This window comes from Zhongshania sp. (genome assembly GCF_029212375.1).
In the GTDB taxonomy this organism is placed as follows: domain Bacteria; phylum Pseudomonadota; class Gammaproteobacteria; order Pseudomonadales; family Spongiibacteraceae; genus Spongiibacter.
Genome location: NZ_JARGNU010000011.1, coordinates 78,794 through 96,968 on the forward strand (window position 1 = coordinate 78,794; position 18,175 = coordinate 96,968).

Consider the following 18,175-nt stretch of genomic DNA (forward strand, 5'->3'; position numbering starts at 1 on the left):
GCCCAACTCGATAGCTTACTTAGCGGTTAATGCCATTGTCATATTGCTCGATCCGCCTAACGACCAACCGCCGTCAACGGGAATGATCGCGCCAGAAATGTATGCTGCTTCGTCAGAGCATAGCCATTGGATAACTTTCGAGATTTCTTCTTTGGTCCCATAACGACCAAGAGGAACACTTTTTGTCCACACCGCTTCGGCCGCTGGCGTGGGCGCCAAGCGGCGCATGCCTTCGGTATCTGCAATAGGACCCGGCGCGATGGCGTTAACACGAATGCCGTCAGCGCCCCATTCCATGGCGGCGGTTCTCGTGACTTGATCAATCCCTGCCTTAGCCGCGCAAACATGTATTTGCATCGGCGTTGGCAACCAAGACTGTGGTGCACCAATATTCAAAATTGCGGCACCTGGCTTAGTTAAATGCGGGTAAGCTGCCCGCATAACATTAAAGCAACCAAGTAAGTCTATATCGATAACCGTTTTAAAACCGTTACCAGAGAGGTCCGCTGCAGGAGATGCAAAGTTACCAGCCGCACCCGACACTAGCACGTCGATGCTGCCCCAAGATTCAGCCACTGACGCCATCACATTGTGAAGTGCATCTATATCTCGCACGTCGGCGGAAAACCCGAGCGCTTCGCCGGCTACCTCGATTAACGCTGCTACGGCCAAATCAACTTTATCTTGCGACCGGCTCAAAACGGCGACTTTAGCGCCTTCGTTAGCAAATGAAAGCGCGGTAGCCAAACTTATTCCACTGGTTCCACCAGCAACGACAACTACTTTATTTTTGAATTTCATTTCTGCATCTCTATCTTTGTCTAATATTATTGATGTACTTAAATAATAATCATTCTTCTAAAACGACAAAATCAGTTTTATCAGACCCGCAAGCTGGGCAAATCCAGTCATCCGGTAGATCCTCAAATCGTGTTCCTTCGGGGATACCTTCCAAAGGCAAACCTAGCTCTTCGTCGTAAATATCGCCACAGGAAACGCACTGCCATTTTTTATATTCAGTCGCCATTAGCCACGCTTCCTATGCTGCCTTTTTATTAGAAAATTTTACGCGCACGGGTACCGACTTAGGGCCGCAAACAAACTCAGATTCCGCCATGACCGGCTCACCTGTAAACTCGACAGACTCAAGGTGAGGAATAAGCTCCTGCCAAAATTTGACCATTTCCAAACGCGCCAAATGCTGACCAAGACAAATATGACTTCCATAACCAAAGCCGAGATGACGATTCGGCCAGCGTGTGGGATCGAATACATCAGGATTATCTATATTGCGCTCATCAAAATTTGCACCAACAAATGACAGGTAAACCATATCTCCCTTCTTAATTACTTGATCGTGGAAGGGGTAGTCTTCTGCCGCCGAACGCGTAAATTGCTGCACAGGGCTAGCCCAGCGAATAGACTCTTCAACAAAACTCTTGATCAGCGCAGGGTCCGCCTTAAGCTGAGGTAATATTTCAGGATTTTTTGCCAACTGCCACATAGAATGAGCGGTGGTAGCCGCTGTGCTGTCGTGGCCAGCACTAGCGGCGATGATCAGATACGAAATCATCGCGCGCTCTTCCATGGGCTCACCATAAACCTCACCATTAGCAACCACAGACGCCATGTCGTCTCGTGGATTTTTGCGACGATCACCCACCAGCTCCATGAAGTAATCCCGCCATTCGTTATAGGCAAGATCCCAGGTGCGAATTATTTCTTCTGGATCAGAAGGGTCGGCACCAGGGCGGCATAAATCGGGATCTGCGTAGGTAAACATCCATTGCGTTAAACGAAGATGCATTTGATGGTCGGGCTCAGGAATACCGATCATGTTACACACCACTTCCAGCGGATACTGAAACGCAATTTCTTCAGCAAAATCGAATTCAGGCCCCATCTCAAGCATGCGCGCAACCCACTTTTTCGCGGTCTTACTTACTGTATCCGTTAGCTTGGCTATTTCTTGCGGCATAAACATATTCGCGGTAACAGCGCGGTAATCCTTGTGCATGGGCTCATCCATATGCACCAAAGTTTGGAATATATGCGGTTTGCCGCCACTGTATTCCCGCATCATGCGCTCTGCCACCAACGACGCTAACGTTTTCGAACGTTGCGCGTTTAAAAATATATCGTCGCGCCGAGTAATCTCCCGAACATCTTCAAAACGCGTAATAATCCAGTGCGGGTCGTAGCCAGGAACCTCTGCAATTGCGACCGGATATTCATCACGCAAGGTTTTAAAAATTCGCCTAACTTGGTCGCGATCGCCAAATGTCTTCGGGTTGTAGATAGGAGCAACTAACTCCACGGGAATTTTAGGGATACTCATTAAACACCTCTCCGAAATCGATAAGTATTCGCCGTTTGACGAACAGCAAAAGCGTGGATAAGCGCAATCAACTCGCCAGTCGGCAAGTACAGGATAGTTCCATTATTATTGCTCTCAAACCAAATCACGTACTAACATTACGTTTTTTTGCGTATACAGTCAACGCATTTTTTTGATTTGTTTATTTCAGTCTCCATCTAATTAATAAAAAATCGCTAAGCCACTAAATTAATGAGTGATCTAATTGCAAAATGAGCTCTACCCCTGAGGCATCCCCACTCCAAAATACATTAACTTATCTGGATGTCGATCGACATTAACAGACCTATAGCGCATCGACACTTATGAAACGCCAGCAAGCTAGTGCCCTGCCATTATGGCGAGACACCACGAGCTAAGCGCAGCGCTTGTTCCAAATAGTGCTGTTAGCATCTGCGCAAACATGGAAAATAGCTTGTTCCAGCGACGTTAACCGGCGCCAAAATCCAGAAGAATCCGGCAGGGATCGAGGGGGAAACGGCTTGTGGGTCGGGGCCGAACACCCCCTGAGCGGTCGCGAATGCCGCTGTATTTGGCGTCGAGATGCTGCTAATTGTTTATGAACCGAGTCTATTCGCTGAATTAAATAGCGTACCTTAGCTTTTTTTCCGTTGTTGATAGCGCCACGCTTTTGGTGACAAACCCGTCCACATTCGAAAAGTTCTAGTAAAGGAAGCCGTTTCGGCAAAGCCAAGGTTTAAGGCCAAATTGGTTATCGTAATATCGCTTTTTTCTAGATATTCCTTGGCAATTTTTTCTCTAGTCTCGTGCATTAGTGTTATATATGATGTTCCTTCATCTTGCAGTCGTCGCTGTAATTCTCGGGGGTGAAGATCTAGCGCCTGTGCAATATTATTTAAAGTGCATTCACTCGACGCCAGCATGCGCCCTATTAGGGATTTAAGTTGATCGCTAATACTATTGGGAAAATTATTTTTTAAGTGATGAAGATAATTATCAAAGTGCTGTTTAATCATATCTTCATCGGGACGTGGCTTTATTTTTAGAACGGCAGAATTCACAGATATCCCGTCAAAGGTGCTTGAAAACTGGATGGTAGAAAATATTTTTCGGGAAAATATCTGATCCGATTCTGGCCATTTCTGTTTAAGATGGAGACTTAACACTCCGCCCTCTGACCCGGAAAGACTGATAAAGATATGTGTCAATTGTCCTAGCGATAATTGATAAAGCTGCGCCATGTCTTCGTTATTATTATTGAGATAGCGAAACTGAATTTGGGTTTGCTGTCGCTTAGGAATGACAACAATCTCTATGCCACCCGCATGTAGGAATAGAATTCTAGCAAACTTGAGTATTGCGTCTTCTACCGTCGGTTCTTGACAGATATTGATCGGTAGCTCACCCAAGACATGCCAATCCTGATGATCCGCCAGCAATGCACCAAATAAAGGTGCATTACAACTGCGTGATGCCGCTTCTAATAAATGCGCGAGTTTACTTAAGGCCAAAAAGCTATTTGGGTCACGAAACTGGATAGGCCTGAGCCCAGTATTTTGTTTAATGCAAGTCGGGTTACTCCCTAACTTACGAACGAGTGCATCAAACCCTTCGACAGCACCAGATCGAACTAGATACATTGTTGTTGTCCTGAAAGTCGGTAGACCATTCAATTTCTGTCACAGCGTAATCATTTAGCACTGCGGGTATCATTTTTCAGAAATTATCGTAGTTCGATTATGTATTACTCACCACTACCTTTCTTAGCGTTCCTTTAATTCAAAAACAGAATCACGCTAAACACTTTATTTCCATGAACGAAGAGTACAAAAAAGCGCGATAATAACCGCGCAATAAGGGTAGAAGAATAGGGAGAAAATTAACTCAAACAATAAATCCAAGTATTAAAATCGATCAGGCGTGGAACTAACGTAAGCCACCCAGTATTCCGAGCAACTGAAAATCACTACCTCCCAGCCCTGACAGTCCGCCCACAGAAGATAAGCCAATATCACCGAAAGCCCCTAAACCACCAGTCGGCAATTGCAAACCGTTATCACCCAATAGAGACTGGACCCCATCATTCAACAACGGAAGGCCGTTATCCGTCAGCAACACACCAATTACCGGAATACCATCTTCTGTCAACGGGCCGCCATCAAAAATATTAAATACCGACACCTCTAGCAACGGAAGAATGCCTATAGTCTCTAGATTAGTACCAAGATCACCAAGTAATCCCACCGCATTATTCAAGTCCACCAAGTGTAAGCCATCCAACCCTAGGTCTAAGACAGATTCACCTCCTGCTCCGTATTCTCCACCAGCTCCGAGCAAACTATGGATAGGTCCAGAGAGCGCCGGAATATCTGTAGGCAGCACCCCGTCGAGTTTTAAAAGGCCGTCTGGAACAATAAAATAAGGAACGGCAGCTATTAAAAAATCGACATCCCCACCTGGTAATAGCGGTAAACCTGGCAACGACGGAAGACCACCCGTATAGTCAAATAGCAACCTAGACACCGGAGCTAAATCTAAGCCACCTATTGGCAAAATACTTGCAGGAATCGGCAACGTCATTTGCGAGCTCTGGGCATTAACGGTGCTTGCCGCAATAGATATTAACATTGTTGCTAATGATTTTTTCATGATTATTACATCCTATTTATTGTAAAACACATCATATCGCGGCTATAAATATACGTTATGTATCGAAATGATATGTGACTTATTCCACAACTAATATTTTATCCATGTCGATTTGTCGAAGTACGACGGATTGCTTTAGTTAATCACTGCATCGAAGTCCCACTTCAATTTCAGACCATAGAGCTTCGGAGGAGCCAAGTTTGTTAGACGACCAAAATCATTTTCCAACATGGTCGCATAGTAATCTTCACCTTTAATATTATTAACATATCCGGTTACCGTTACGCCCCAAGGTTCGTAAATCCAAGAAAGTCTCGCACTCCACAATTCATAGCCAGGCTGCACAAAATACGGTGAGTTTTGCGGGGTAAAGTAATAATCACCCTTATAGGAATAATCTAAACCTCCTTCCAATGCACCATAATCACCCAGCTCTAGATACTGGTTAATGGAAACGCTAGAACTCCACTTAGGTGTTCTAGGCACTTGATTGCCCGAGAAATCCCTAGCCGTATCACCAAGAGGGTTGTCGTTACCAAAGTAAAGGCCGGTATCTTCATCGTACCCCGCACCGTTGGTAAACTCGGTGTATATTGCATCAAGGTAGGTACCACCACCGGTTAACGCTAAGCCCGGATTCCAATCTGGCATTGGCTGCCATACAAAATCAAACTCGGCACCCTCAACCTGCGACTCACCAGCATTTATAAATCTAACCACCCCACCCGACGTTAAGGAAACGATCGATGAAATAGGATCCTCCGTAATCGTTTTAAATACCGCACCATTTAAGCGTACGGTTCCATCGAAAAGATCGGATTTAAATCCTAATTCATAAGCTGTAGTGGTTGCTTTTTCTACCAGATCTGGCGCACTAAAAAAGTTTACGAGGTTATACGTTGGACTCTGGTACGCTCGCGACGCTGACGTATACAGCTGGATCGAGTCGTTAACAAAATACTGAAAAGCCAAACGCGGCGCCCACGTTTTTTCGTTGATATCTGGCGGACTAAACTCAAGAATCCGCGTGTTTAATTCCCTGCGATCATGATTTTGATAGTACTCAGCACCCGGATCACCAAACAATGTATTAACGACATCTAAGTAATTACCTGCAACCCCTCTTGTCTCATCTTGGTAGCGTATACCTAAGGTCATGTTAAACGCCGAGTTGAAACTCCAAGTGCCCTGAGCATAAGCTGAGTCTGCAACCGCACTGATAATCCCGGCCGATTCCAACGTCAATTTATTTAGCGACGGCAATAAGTTTGATACCAAATCAGGTAGTTGGTTAAGAAGCGCTCCCGTAACTAGCTCTGGGCTTATAGAGAAGAATAATGGGTCGAATCCACCTTCCGCCTCAACCCGATATAAACCAGCCGCCCACTCTAGATTGTCAGACATCCATGTATTTTCGTTCGATGTTACTTGGAGCTCATACGTTTTTTGCTGACTGAACTGGTAATACGTCCAGAAACGCGCGCGATCCTCTTCAGTCCCATCGTAGTCAAGAAAAGCCCAATCAGTATGGGACTCTTGATCGGAATACAAAAACTTAACATCAACAGGCCCAGGGCTCCATTCCGCTACGGCGCCATATAAGGTTGTAATTGAGCCACTACCGCCTTCGATATTATTATGAGTAACTCGATCTGGCTGATCTGGCGTCGCACCAATACCAAACACCATTGAAGGCCTGGAATTCTCATTCCGAAGATTCCCACCTATAAACTGATTAGTGTATGAGCCAATACCTGTGACACTAAAGGTATCCGTTACATCCCAGGTTAACTTCAATCGGCCGCCGGTAGTGTAATCTTTCTTCCAACCTTTTTCCTCTTGACCATTAAGCACGTTGTAATCGTAGTTATCATGACGGTCGTCAAAACCTGCCAATGTATAGCTCACCGAATCCGTAAGATGAGATGCCAAGTACAATTGGTAAGATTTAGTATTATAATTACCGCTATTTACAGTAAACGATCCAGCATACCCTTCGGCTGGAGCCTTTTTAGATACAATGCTAATCGCGCCCCCAACAGCATTTCGACCAAACAGCGTACCCTGCGGCCCCTTTAGTACCTCTACTCGCTCAACTGGCCCCAGCGCATCTTGCTTACCATGGGCGTGTACAATATTAATACCATCGATATACGTTGTAATGGCAGGGTCGGCATTAGGGAGAAACGCCTCACTGCCAATACCACGCAGATAAATCATGGTGTAGCCATAAATGTAGGTAAACGTGAGCCCTGGCGTTATTTTCTGAAGATCGTGAGTCGTTTCGATACCAAACGCCTCCAATTTCTCCCCGCTGAACGCCGAGATTGATATTGGTACGTCTTGAGAGCTCTCCTCGCGCTTCTGAGCAGTAACCACAACCTCTTCTAGCAGCCTATTCGCAGATCTCTTTTTTGTCTTTGTAGCATCTTCCTCCGCCGAAAATCCTACTGACGGAGCAACCAAGGCACCTGCAATCAGGCAAGAAATTAACTTGACACGCATCTAGACTCTTCCTTTCTAATTTATTTTTTGGAGGCGCTTAAATCCGAAAATATCGAATTAGCTCTCAAAAAATTATTATTAAATTATCACTGCTGTCCCGTTAACTTTCATATGAGCTTCAACTGATTGATATCGGGTAGCCTGTCATTAGATGGGTCTCCCCTTAAGAGAGCCATCAGGTCACGTTTATCAAACAAATTAAGCTGCAGTAGCCGTAATATCTGCTGCATACTTTTTGCAAGCCCTGACTGAAACGCAAGAAATGCAATGAGCAGATAAACGCACATGGCTATCCATATTTGAGTCATCACGGCATTCTTGCTCGTGCCAACAAACGATTTGATTTTCAGGTTTTGTTTTATCCATTTAAAGAACAACTCGACATGCCACCGAGCTTTGTAGATATCGGCAATCGTCTTGGCGGCTAGCTTGAAATTGTTCGTTAAAAACACATAGTGTTTACCCGTATCCGCGTCTTTATAGCCTACCCGCCGTAACTGAACCGGACACTTTTTAGAGACTTGAGGGCCGGTGAATTCTATCGTTTGATCACACGTTAAGCCTTTGTTTTTCAACACGGATCGACGATCAATAATACGGTATTTTGCATTGTTCTTAAGCCGGGTAACGAAGAAAATATCCTTGTCTGTCAATTGCTTATACCAAGCATAATCATTGTACGCCTTATCAATGGCAACCATGCTCCCTTTAGGGAAGTTGAGCATGCGACCCACGGTCACATCGTGTTTCTTTCCCTCCGTAATGGTCACAAACTCCGGTAAATAACCGGCATGGTTCAAGCCGACGTGCAACTTAACCGCAGCCTTAGTGGTGCGAAAATCAGCCCAGGGGAACGCAGACAAGCACAAGTCGATAGTCGAGGCATCCAGCGAATACAAGGGGTGGTTAAACTTGAAATTATGATCAGGCGCCACGCCTTGGCAACGCGTTAACAGCTTTCCAAACAACGCTTCATACAAGGCATAGGGTTTGTCTTCATTGATGCGCGACAGGTTGGATCGCGATAGTTTGGCGCTGCCCAAGTGGTAGAGTCGATGCATTTGCGCCGACATATTATCAACGATGTCACGCAAGCTGTTTCTCCCAGACAATTGAGCCATCGTCAGTGACACGAACTGCGACCAACGGGAGGCTGTACGAAAGGAGTTGCCTGAATGGTGTTGTTTGGCAAGGGTCTCAAATTCATGTCTCGGAACAAGTTTTAGTATTTGTGAAAGAATGGTATTACAATGTGCCATGGCCTGGTTCCCTCTATTAATACAGTGTTTTATAGACAATCTCATTGTATCAATTGTGGTGGAATCAGGCTTTTTTATTTCTCCTTAACGGGACAGCAGTGTTAAATTATATGTGTTCACTGCCTTTTAACTAATAGACACCTCTCGGCGGTGCTAAATTATTATTTGCCACCACCAAACTACGTAACAACATTACGTAAAAATGCGTATTGTGTAAACGCATAAATAAATGCCAATTCATTCGATCTTCCTTAAGCCACCAAAATACGTGTAGAATACACGCACATAGAGACTAAACTTCCTGTTAATTCAGTCAGTTACTCAAACGAGTCCAGTTAGAATGAAAATGCGGGATCTTGAAAATCGTACCGGCGTCAATCGCGAAACTATACGGGTGTATTTGCGCCACGGCCTCATCCCTGAGCCCGAGCGCCCCAAGCCGAACGTTGCCCTATATAATGAAGATCACGTACGCAGCATACTCACCGTTCGCCACCTTCAGAAAGAAAAGCGCCTATCCCTACCACTTATAAAGCGCGCAATTGAAGGGGACAATACTGCACTCCCAGCCGATGCTATTAATGCATTTCCACACTTAGACAGCCTCATCGAGTCCAGAGCTGGGGTTGAACAACGGCTGGTGTCTTTAGCCGCGCTACAAAAGAGTAACGACTACGCAGAAAGTGATGCCGAGGTCTTAGCGAGTATTGGCGCCCTAGACATTATTCAATATCGCGGCAAGGCACACGTAAGTACGATTGACGCCCAATTAATAAGTATTTGGTCAAAAATGCGCGAGGCAGGTTTTACCGAAGAGGCGGGGTTTTCGCCAACCGTTTGTAAAATGCACCTTGAAGCAGGAGAGGCGCTAGCCCACCGCGAATTAAATGTTTTTTTGCGCACACTTTCCGGCAAAAAGGCCGAGGACCCCACTGCAGACATGGCGCAAGCTGCGCTTACTCATATGATTGGCTTCGTCGGTATTATTCGCTTAAAAACGGTGATAAATGATCTAAAATCACTTAACACATCGTCGGTCAAAACTAAGAAATAGGGCACGCAAGCATTCAAGAACGCTATTAAATACGCTTTTCCACGTAAAAGCCTCGGCTCTTAGGCCGAGGCTTAGCACAGCGCAACCACGTAATTAGACCTACAGCACAACGTCCGTTTGCCAATCAAACACTCGCCTTGACACGATTCTTGTTTGCGTATAACTTATACGCATGCTAACAAAATTTGCATTATACGCCCCCTTTAACAGGCATCGTATTGCACAAACATCTCACAACGGCATTAAAAAACTGCACTATTAGAAATATGGCTTTCATTATCGTTTTATAAAAATAAGTCAACGCCTTTAGTACTAGCACACACCCTCTGCGCTATTGCCAACACTATTTAGTTTAGGGCTCTGCCCTGCTTGCATGGATATTACAATGAATAAAACAACTCGCGATGCCACCGCTAAGCGGTTGCTGACATTTCTCGTTTCCGCTGGTGTCAGCTGTGCAAGTGTTGCCGTTGAATTAGGCAGAATAGAGGGCTTTGGCCCTGTTTCCCGTGGGTTTGCAGGCGGTGGTGTCGCCCACGCTACCGGCGCGGCGGCCATAATTTTAAATCCAGCTGAGCTTCTATCCAACAAGCCAGGCCACGAGCTCATGATGCAAGTGTCTGAGATACGTCCCGACATTAATGTTCGCAACGAGCAGACTCATGAAATTGTGCGCACCGCGAAGTTAGGAAATAATCGCGGCCCCTACGATTTACCAGAAGTAGCCTACAGCTACCGCGGTGACGACTGGGCGTTTGGCGTGGGTATTTTCGCAGCCGCGGGCTTTGGCATTGAATACGGTCGCGACTCCTTTCTGTCTACAACCAGTACCGGCAATGTTGCCACTGGCCTTGAAACTTCTGCGCGCTTAACGGCGCTGCGAATCCCAATCGCATTCGCTTGGCAGCCAACCGCGACCGTCCGCCTAGGTGCGGCCTTGGATATTGTTAATTTAGGCATTAATGTCGCAACGCTCTACGACGCTAAACAAGTAAAAATGCTGGTTCAGCAAGACCGCGCCTCTGGTGGACTGGCCACCATAGTAGGCGCTCTTCCCACGCTTGCCGGTGTGCATCTTAATTTCGTTAACGATCATCCGATCGCCGGCGGACTGTCGGGCTGGGGAATTGGCGGCAGACTCGGCGCCTCATGGCAAATGAGCCCGCAAACGAGTGTTGCTCTGGCCTATGAGTTCGAAACTCGGTTAACCGACAAGGGGTAAAGGTCGGCTGACGGCTGTCGATATTTTAAATAATCAAATCCCTGTAGATGGCCAAGGCCGGTTTGAAGATATGCAATTGCCCGCGGCATTTGTTGTTGGCGTGTCTCACCAAGCGACACCAAGCTTAGCCGTGGTCGCTGACCTGCGCAGAACCTATTGGAAAAATATGCTGGGCGATGCCCGCTTTTCCTATCGGGCCGAAGGCGGGCTTTTCAATGGGCAGGCGTTAAACGCAGTACTGCCACTGGGCTTTAATAATATTACTTCTGTAACGCTCGGAACGGAGTGGTCGCCCAACGATCAATGGACCTTTCGCGGGGGCGCGTCCCACGCAGTGCAGCAACTGGTTAAAGACAACAATTTTAGCGGCACGTTTCCAACACTAACCCGCAACCACCTCGTTGCCAATGCTAGCTACCTTTGGCAATCGCAACATGAATTCACGCTTGGCTGTACCTACGCGTGGACGCCTCCAGTGCACAATCCTGGCAACGATATTGCGAGCATCCCGCCCATAAAAGGCCGGAATTACCAAGTAACGCCGGTTATTTCATATCGAGTTGCGCTCTAAGGGTGAGCCTCAAAAACGAAAGTTTACTGTTAGGCCAAAATTGCTTCCGTCAATATCGGAATTCCTAAAGATACTATCGACCGCGTATGAAATATGCGTGTAGCGCAGCCCAAGCCAAACTTTGCTCAGCACTTGGTAGTCGTATTCTAAAACGGCGCCATATGCTGTTTCAAAATTAACGGTCTCACGCCCCGTGCCGTCAATGTCAATTTCAGCACTGGGCGATAAATGCATAGTTAAACCGCCACCAAAGCGATGCCTGTCGGCGCGACGAAATATCAAAACATCTATGGGATAGCGCTCAAAGCTGGCATCGCCATTTTCCGCAGAAACATCATCAAAATGATAGTTTGCCGCTAATTGCAGCTCAAAATTTTCGTTGCTCAAAAACACAACACCGACACCAAGGAGGATTTCACCTCCCGCCGTTATCTTATCCTTACCACCGCGCTCATACTCCACATCAATTAAATCATCACCCCCGCTGGTGTACCCTGCAGTCACAATAAAGTCAGCTTTGGTGCCATCGTCAAGAAGCGAGCTAGCGCCCTCGGCCAAAACTGGCGTTGTGGCTAACGCTAGGGTAAGTGATAAGAGAAAAAATGCGATTTTATTCATTAGCTACCGTCCATGTAGGATCAAAAATTGGACCGTAGTTTACTCCATTGCGGCGAATGCCTACCTTATATTTTTACACGTAAGTTAAGGTGCTTTAAAAATAAAGCACCTTTTATACATACCGAGCTAGCTGCAATATCACGCCGCCGAATCGAGGGCTTCTAATGGACCAAAAAATTCATATTGAATATTAGCCACCGGCACCTCTAGATCTTTCAATGCGCTGTAGGCAGCAACCATAAACCCCTTAGGCCCCAACAAATATACATCTACATTGCGATCTACCGGCAGTAAATTAGTTAACAGCGCGTGATTAATCTGACCTTCAAAATGCGGCTTATCACCGGCCTCTGGCTTTTCATAACAGTAACTCACCTTGAGCTTGTCATTGCCTTCGGCCAGCTCATCGACCTTCTGCTTAAAGGCGTGATGCTTGCCATTCATTGCCGCGTGAATAAAATGCACTTCGCGCCCCGCCGTAAGCGCCGGATTCAGCATACTCATCGCTGGCGTTATACCCACGCCACCAGTTAACAATACTAAAGGGCGCGCTTCGCTGTTAAGCGTAAAGCTGCCTGCAGGTGGCGTTAACTTAACAATATCGCCTTTATTAAGATTGTCTTGCAGCGCATTAGAGACCACACCGTTTGGCTCGCGCTTTACGCTGATGCGGTAATAGTCGTTACCAGGTTGATCAGACAAGCTGTAATTTCTGCGCACCGCCTCACCGTTAACGTCGGTGATAATAGTAATGTATTGCCCTGGCAAGTAGCTGCAAATGGCCTTGCCATCAACAGGCGAGAAATAAAAGGAAGTAATAACATCACTCTCTTTCTGTTTATCCACCAATACAAACTCACGCTCTCCGCGCCAGCCACCATTACGCTGCTCATTGTGCTGATAAACTTGCTCTTCGGCACCAATCAATAAGTCTGCAAGCTGCTGATAGGCCTCTGCCCATGCGGCAATTATTTCGTCGCTGGCCACATCACCCAATACTTCTTTAATGGCCGCCAACAAACACTCGCCAACAATGGGGTAATGCTCCGGCAATATATTTAGTGCCACATGCTTTTGGACGATTAAAGCCACCGCATCACCCAATACCTCGAGCCGATCCAGATTACTCGCGTAGGCGACAACGGCATTGGCTAACGCTCTGGGCTGGGTACCTTGAACTTGGTGGGCCTGATTAAAATAGGCTTTAACCGCGGGGTAGCGGTTAAACATCAGCGGGTAAAAAACCGCAGTGATTTCATCAACCTTGGGGCCGACTGCAGGTAGCGAAGCTTTAACCAAATCTTTACTGTGTTGTGACAACATTGAGCGCTCTCCAGGTAATTTTCGACTTTGCGCGGCCTAATCCATTCTCTAAGAATAGCGACCTTGCATATACCTTATCAATTACCATACCAACAACTAACTTATTGATTTTAAAAAACTAATAACGTAACGTTGTCACTTAGACACGCCGCAGAGGTTGTTTTTTTGACAACACACGAGGTTAATATGACAACCAGCCAATTTACCCAGTCTTTGCTCGCGATCGTTTCTGACCTATCGCAACCCTTATCTGAAGGCGAACGCTACCAGCGCCTGCTGCGCGCGGTAAAACAAGTGTTTCCCTGCGATGCCACCGCCCTGCTACGGCTTGAGCAAAACAGGCTTATTCCGCTCGCCATTAATGGGCTTAGCGAAGACACTCTCGGACGGCAATTTGATATTGACCAGCATCCTCGCCTAGCCGCTATTTTATTGAGTCGCAATCCCGTGCGTTTTGATGCCGACTCGCCCTTACCTGACCCTTACGACGGTTTAATCGACGTTGGCAGAGATGGCCTACACGTACATGACTGCATGGGCGTAGCACTGCATATTGACGGTAAACCTTGGGGCGTGCTCACCCTTGACGCCGCGGCCACCGGCACTTTTGACGATACCCGCACCACGGAGCTCGAAGCCTTTATTCGGCTAGCCGAAGCCACCGTAAAAGCGGCAGAGTTAATACGCAGTTTAGAGACGCGCCTACAGCACGAGCACCAAGTAGTGCAAGCGGTATTGGCCGAACGCAGCGGGCAAACCATGGTAGGCAAAAGCGACGCCATGCAGGTTTTGCGGCGTGAAATTGGCGTAGTTGCCGAATCGGATCTTTCGGTGCTCATTTGTGGCGAAACGGGCGTCGGCAAAGAGCTAGTTGCCCAGCAGATACATCAACACTCGAATCGTGCAGACGCCGCGCTTGTCTATGTAAACTGCGCAGCGCTACCAGAAAACTTAATAGAAAGTGAGTTGTTCGGCCATGTCAAAGGTGCCTTCTCGGGCGCCACCCACTCCCGCGCAGGCAAGTTTGAACTGGCCAATGGCGGCACCTTGTTTCTAGATGAAGTGGGTGAAATTCCGATTGCGGCGCAAGCTAAGTTATTGCGCGCTTTGCAAAGTGGCGAGATTCAGCGCATTGGCAATGATCAGCCGCTATCAGTGGATGTGCGAATCATTGCCGCCACCAATCGCAATTTAAAAGAAGAAGTGTCTGCGGGCCGCTTTCGGGCAGACCTCTACCATCGCCTTAGCGTATACCCCATTCAGGTCCCCCCCCTGCGGGAGCGGCAGCGCGATGTATTACTGCTCGCCGGCTTTTTTGTAGAGCAACAACGACGACGTCTCGGCTTGCAAGCTGTGCGCATAGAACCCAGCGCCCAAACCGAATTACTACGTTACGACTGGCCTGGCAATATTCGCGAGCTAGAACACACCATCAGCCGCGCCATGCTCAAGGCAAAAAGCCTCCACCCAACAACGCCATCCTTGCTACACATTTGCAACACCGACTTAAACCTAAACCCAAGCAGTACGCCGATCGTTAGCAGCGGCGTCAGCGATGCGCTCGCCGCGCCGGAAGTCGTGAACTTAAAACAAGCAACCGACGATTTTCAGCGTCAAATCATTTCGCAATCTTTAGCCAGTAATAATGGCAACCAAGCGCAAGCCGCCAAGGATATAGGTATGGATAGGAGTAATTTTTACAGACTAAGAAAGCGCTTAAATATTTAAGGCATTCCGATGTCGTTCACACGAAGGACTCATGCAGGCAATTCATCAGAGTAAATCGTAAACCTCAGCCGAACCCGAGGCCCGACTTACTCGTCAAAACTCAATCGTCTTCATTGGCCTCGCGAATCCGCTCGCGGCGCTCGGCCTCTTCTGCCATCACGGCTTTGATTTCCATTAACACCGCATCCACGTCGGCAGCTTCGCCGCTGTCTTCAAATAGGCCAGTTAACTCGGTGTCTTCGTTGAGCTCGCCCTCTTCATACAGCGCCCAAATTTCATCGGCGTAGCGGGTTTGCAATAACTCTGGGGCGTATTGACCGTAATATTCAGTCATATTATTCACGTCCCGCGCCAACATGCTATGGGCATTATTATTGCCAGCGGCATCCACGGCCTGGGGTAAATCAATGATTACCGGACCATATTCATCGACCAGCACATTAAATTCAGATAAATCGCCGTGAACCAGACCTGCGCAAAGCATAAGCTTAACGTAGTGCATAACCACCGCATGATCTTCTATGGCTTGTTCGGCAGACATCGACACATCATTTAGGCGCGGCGCAACCCCACCCTCTTCGTCAGTCACCAGCTCCATAAGCAGCACGCCATCAAAACAACCATAGGGCTGCGGCACCCGCACCCCAGCTTTAGCTAGGCGGTAGAGGGCATCAACTTCGGCGTTGTGCCAAGCATCTTCCTGCTGTTTACGACCAAATTTCGAGCCTTTTTCCATCGCTCGGGCGCGGCGACTATTGCGAACTTTACGGCCTTCTTGGTAGAGCACCGCCTGCTTAAAGCTGCGCTGAGCAGCCTCTTTATAGACTTTGGCACAGCGAATTTCTTCGCCGCAGCGCACCACATAAACCGATGCCTCTTTGCCGCTCATTAAAGGCCTAAGTACTTCGTCAACAATGCCATCGTCAATCAGCGGCTGGATACGTTTCGGTGTTTTCATTGCGCCCTTTTTAGGTCTTGGTAAAGACCGTTGGAAAATAGCTGAGAGTCAGCGCCGTGCAGCCATTGTAAATGGCTGAGCTGAATTAGGCGACCGGCGCCATGCACTCAGTTGTTACAGCTAAAGCTTAATGGGTTTTCTTAATGAAGGCACTGATAATGACAATAAGCCTGTCATTTAGGCAAACGTCAAAATGCTAAGGGTAAATTTACCTACAGTAGCGACCATGATCGCCACCAACAAGCGTCACCGCACAAGCAGGCAGCTCGCCGCTCAAGCAATTGGCTTACATGGAAGCCCACATAGCGCTCATTAAAACTTACCCACGCCAAAAGCGGGGGTATTTTACGGTGTATAGCGGTGAGAAACGACTTTAAATTTCAGATTGGCGCAACTCAACACCAAAGAGAAGGGGTTCTCGACAAGCGCCGCGATTTCAGCGCTCGCCGCGACGAGCAACGATCAGGCGGTTTTATTTCCCCATTCGCTGCTCTTGCTGTCAGTACCGGCAACCGGAACTGACGATTCGGCCACCGACTTTAACTGCGGGGTATCATGCTTCTTTACTTGGCTGGCGCCAACAAATTGACCGCCCGATTCAATCACTAGCTCCCGCACTTTTATCTCGCCACTCACTTGACCAGACGCCACAATCTCCAAGCGCTCAGCATCTACCTTGCCATCGAGAATACCGCTAACCAAAACTCGCTTGGCGCTAACATCCCCAGTATAGCGCCCACTACTGCCAATGGTAACATCACCCTCGGAGCTCAAATTACCTTCCATAACGCCATCTAAATGAAAGTTATCCGTTAACTTGACGTCGCCGTTAAGGGTGGTGCCAGCTGCGACCACCGTCGTTCGGGGGCTACTGTCTGTTTTCTTAGCGTTTTTGCCAGAGAATCCCATTTGATTTTTTCCTCGCGAGTAAAAAGTACGTCGTAATTTTCCCATGACCACTCCATAAAAGGTCCTGGCGCCAAACGCCGATGCAAATGCCGTACCTCGTAATGGAGATGAGGCGCGCTAGACATCCCGGTATTACCGCTATATCCCAATAAATCACCCTGCCGAACGTAATCACCCATGGCCACCGCAGTTTTACTGAGATGACCATAAAGAGTGGTAAACCCAAAGTTGTGATTCAATTTGATCAAGCGGCCAAAGCCGCTGTTATTCATGCCTGCCGACTCCACCACACCGTCTGCGGTAGCGTATACCGGCGTGCCAACGCTAGCCCGCAAATCGGCGCCACCATGCAGCGCCATACGGCCAAGCACGGGGTGATTGCGCATACCAAAGCGACTCGTGACATAGGCTTCAGACAGCGGGTAGCCGCTGGGGATAGTACTGAGCATAAAGCGCTTTTCTGAGGCAGTTTGACTGGCGGTATCTAAACGCTGATAAAGTGCAGTATCAGGCTCAGGACTAAGCCCCATCAGCGTTTCAATGGTACCCAACTCGTCGCTCATCACCGACAAGGCCACCACTTTCTCTTCTACCGTGGCCTGCAATAACTTCTGCTCGCTCAATAAGCTCTGATTTTCTTCCTTTATCAGCGCTTGATAAGCCTGCAATTTATCTACTTCTTTATTTAGACTGCCAAGCTGATAAGACAAAAAGTAGATCGCCAAAAACCCACCTAAAAAGCAGGTTGCTGCGAAAATACCGACGCCAGCCATAAATCGGCGCATCAATTGGGTAACGGTGTAATGCTTTGCACCGCTATAACTTGTTATTGTTATTCCGTAGTGCTCTCGCATTCAATTTCTCGTGTATCAGGATGCCAAAAACACCGTTTTAAGCTTGGGTAAATAAAGCTTCCACCGTGCAGGCCTGCCCTATCGGACGACAATGTTTGCAGGCACAAACCATGCCCAAGTCAATACAGCTGCGCAGATTATGTTATTAGTTCGCATTAGATGCAAATTGTGCGTTAATTCAAGCTAT

General features: G+C 47.5%; 16 protein-coding genes. 4 read left to right on the plus strand and 12 right to left on the minus strand.

The genetic code is table 11. The annotated features are described in order from the left end of the window. Window positions 1-15: 15 nt before the first annotated feature. From P1U47_RS12355 to P1U47_RS12385, 7 genes are all read right to left on the minus strand, one after another. The gene (locus P1U47_RS12355) at window positions 16-801 is read right to left on the minus strand and encodes an SDR family oxidoreductase (protein WP_301029290.1); all 786 of its coding nucleotides are present in this window, start codon (window positions 799-801) and stop codon (window positions 16-18) included. A gap of 49 nt (window positions 802-850) precedes the next feature. Next, the gene (locus tag P1U47_RS12360) at window positions 851-1,027 is read right to left on the minus strand and encodes a rubredoxin (protein ID WP_301029292.1); all 177 of its coding nucleotides are present in this window, start codon (window positions 1,025-1,027) and stop codon (window positions 851-853) included. Window positions 1,028-1,039: 12 nt separating this feature from the next. Next, entirely contained in the window at window positions 1,040-2,338 is a 1,299-nt protein-coding gene (locus tag P1U47_RS12365; RefSeq protein ID WP_301029293.1) for a cytochrome P450, read from the minus strand. 635 nt (window positions 2,339-2,973) lie between these two features. Continuing rightward, window positions 2,974-3,978, minus strand: coding sequence for a response regulator transcription factor (locus tag P1U47_RS12370; RefSeq protein WP_301029294.1), 1,005 nt, complete (start codon window positions 3,976-3,978; stop codon window positions 2,974-2,976). 286 nt (window positions 3,979-4,264) lie between these two features. After that, window positions 4,265-4,987, minus strand: a complete 723-nt coding sequence (locus P1U47_RS12375) for a hypothetical protein (protein WP_301029296.1) — start codon at window positions 4,985-4,987, stop codon at window positions 4,265-4,267. A 135-nt stretch (window positions 4,988-5,122) separates the two neighbouring features. Further along, window positions 5,123-7,492 carry a TonB-dependent receptor gene (locus P1U47_RS12380; protein ID WP_301029297.1) on the minus strand — a complete coding sequence of 790 codons (2,370 nt, stop codon included), beginning with the start codon at window positions 7,490-7,492 and terminating at the stop codon, window positions 5,123-5,125. A 107-nt stretch (window positions 7,493-7,599) separates the two neighbouring features. Then, window positions 7,600-8,751: an IS4 family transposase gene (locus tag P1U47_RS12385; RefSeq protein WP_301029298.1), complete on the minus strand. Its 1,152-nt coding sequence runs from the start codon at window positions 8,749-8,751 to the stop codon at window positions 7,600-7,602. Between the two features lie 340 nt (window positions 8,752-9,091). Between P1U47_RS12385 and P1U47_RS12390 the strand changes: the two genes are divergently transcribed. The 3 genes from P1U47_RS12390 (at window position 9,092) to P1U47_RS12400 (ending at window position 11,598) form a co-directional block, all read left to right on the plus strand. Further along, on the plus strand, window positions 9,092-9,805 hold the full coding sequence (locus P1U47_RS12390) for a MerR family transcriptional regulator (protein ID WP_301029300.1): 714 nt from the start codon (window positions 9,092-9,094) through the stop codon (window positions 9,803-9,805). A 385-nt stretch (window positions 9,806-10,190) separates the two neighbouring features. Then, window positions 10,191-11,027, plus strand: coding sequence for an outer membrane protein transport protein (locus P1U47_RS12395; protein WP_301029302.1), 837 nt, complete (start codon window positions 10,191-10,193; stop codon window positions 11,025-11,027). 70 nt (window positions 11,028-11,097) lie between these two features. Next, window positions 11,098-11,598, plus strand: coding sequence for an outer membrane protein transport protein (locus P1U47_RS12400; protein WP_301029303.1), 501 nt, complete (start codon window positions 11,098-11,100; stop codon window positions 11,596-11,598). A 9-nt stretch (window positions 11,599-11,607) separates the two neighbouring features. On the opposite strand, the gene P1U47_RS12405 is transcribed toward P1U47_RS12400, so the two are convergent. Then, entirely contained in the window at window positions 11,608-12,216 is a 609-nt protein-coding gene (locus P1U47_RS12405; protein ID WP_301029304.1) for an outer membrane beta-barrel protein, read from the minus strand. Window positions 12,217-12,354: 138 nt separating this feature from the next. Then, window positions 12,355-13,539, minus strand: coding sequence for an NO-inducible flavohemoprotein (hmpA, locus tag P1U47_RS12410; RefSeq protein WP_301029305.1), 1,185 nt, complete (start codon window positions 13,537-13,539; stop codon window positions 12,355-12,357). Between the two features lie 186 nt (window positions 13,540-13,725). Between hmpA and norR the strand changes: the two genes are divergently transcribed. Further along, window positions 13,726-15,267, plus strand: a complete 1,542-nt coding sequence (gene norR, locus P1U47_RS12415; protein WP_301029307.1) for a nitric oxide reductase transcriptional regulator NorR — start codon at window positions 13,726-13,728, stop codon at window positions 15,265-15,267. Window positions 15,268-15,367: 100 nt separating this feature from the next. Here the strand turns inward: norR and P1U47_RS12420 are convergent, their stop codons facing one another. The 3 genes from P1U47_RS12420 to P1U47_RS12430 form a co-directional block, all read right to left on the minus strand. Continuing rightward, on the minus strand, window positions 15,368-16,225 hold the full coding sequence (locus tag P1U47_RS12420; RefSeq protein WP_301029309.1) for a PA4780 family RIO1-like protein kinase: 858 nt from the start codon (window positions 16,223-16,225) through the stop codon (window positions 15,368-15,370). A gap of 462 nt (window positions 16,226-16,687) precedes the next feature. After that, entirely contained in the window at window positions 16,688-17,134 is a 447-nt protein-coding gene (locus P1U47_RS12425) for a polymer-forming cytoskeletal protein (protein ID WP_301029310.1), read from the minus strand. Then, window positions 17,038-17,988, minus strand: a complete 951-nt coding sequence (locus tag P1U47_RS12430; protein ID WP_301029311.1) for a M23 family metallopeptidase — start codon at window positions 17,986-17,988, stop codon at window positions 17,038-17,040. Before P1U47_RS12430 ends, P1U47_RS12425 begins: the two co-directional genes overlap by 97 nt. Window positions 17,989-18,175: the final 187 nt, after the last annotated feature.

Bases quoted from the DNA above. Each gene is read 5' to 3' on its own strand.
- P1U47_RS12355 (WP_301029290.1), bottom strand. From the start codon at position 801: ATGAAATTCAAAAATAAAGTAGTTGTCGTTGCTGGTGGAACCAGTGGA.
- P1U47_RS12360 (WP_301029292.1), bottom strand. From the start codon at position 1,027: ATGGCGACTGAATATAAAAAATGGCAGTGCGTTTCCTGTGGCGATATT.
- P1U47_RS12365 (WP_301029293.1), bottom strand. From the start codon at position 2,338: ATGAGTATCCCTAAAATTCCCGTGGAGTTAGTTGCTCCTATCTACAAC.
- P1U47_RS12370 (WP_301029294.1), bottom strand. From the start codon at position 3,978: ATGTATCTAGTTCGATCTGGTGCTGTCGAAGGGTTTGATGCACTCGTT.
- P1U47_RS12375 (WP_301029296.1), bottom strand. From the start codon at position 4,987: ATGAAAAAATCATTAGCAACAATGTTAATATCTATTGCGGCAAGCACC.
- P1U47_RS12380 (WP_301029297.1), bottom strand. From the start codon at position 7,492: ATGCGTGTCAAGTTAATTTCTTGCCTGATTGCAGGTGCCTTGGTTGCT.
- P1U47_RS12385 (WP_301029298.1), bottom strand. From the start codon at position 8,751: ATGGCACATTGTAATACCATTCTTTCACAAATACTAAAACTTGTTCCG.
- P1U47_RS12390 (WP_301029300.1), top strand. From the start codon at position 9,092: ATGAAAATGCGGGATCTTGAAAATCGTACCGGCGTCAATCGCGAAACT.
- P1U47_RS12395 (WP_301029302.1), top strand. From the start codon at position 10,191: ATGAATAAAACAACTCGCGATGCCACCGCTAAGCGGTTGCTGACATTT.
- P1U47_RS12400 (WP_301029303.1), top strand. From the start codon at position 11,098: ATGCAATTGCCCGCGGCATTTGTTGTTGGCGTGTCTCACCAAGCGACA.
- P1U47_RS12405 (WP_301029304.1), bottom strand. From the start codon at position 12,216: ATGAATAAAATCGCATTTTTTCTCTTATCACTTACCCTAGCGTTAGCC.
- hmpA (WP_301029305.1), bottom strand. From the start codon at position 13,539: ATGTTGTCACAACACAGTAAAGATTTGGTTAAAGCTTCGCTACCTGCA.
- norR (WP_301029307.1), top strand. From the start codon at position 13,726: ATGACAACCAGCCAATTTACCCAGTCTTTGCTCGCGATCGTTTCTGAC.
- P1U47_RS12420 (WP_301029309.1), bottom strand. From the start codon at position 16,225: ATGAAAACACCGAAACGTATCCAGCCGCTGATTGACGATGGCATTGTT.
- P1U47_RS12425 (WP_301029310.1), bottom strand. From the start codon at position 17,134: ATGGGATTCTCTGGCAAAAACGCTAAGAAAACAGACAGTAGCCCCCGA.
- P1U47_RS12430 (WP_301029311.1), bottom strand. From the start codon at position 17,988: ATGCGAGAGCACTACGGAATAACAATAACAAGTTATAGCGGTGCAAAG.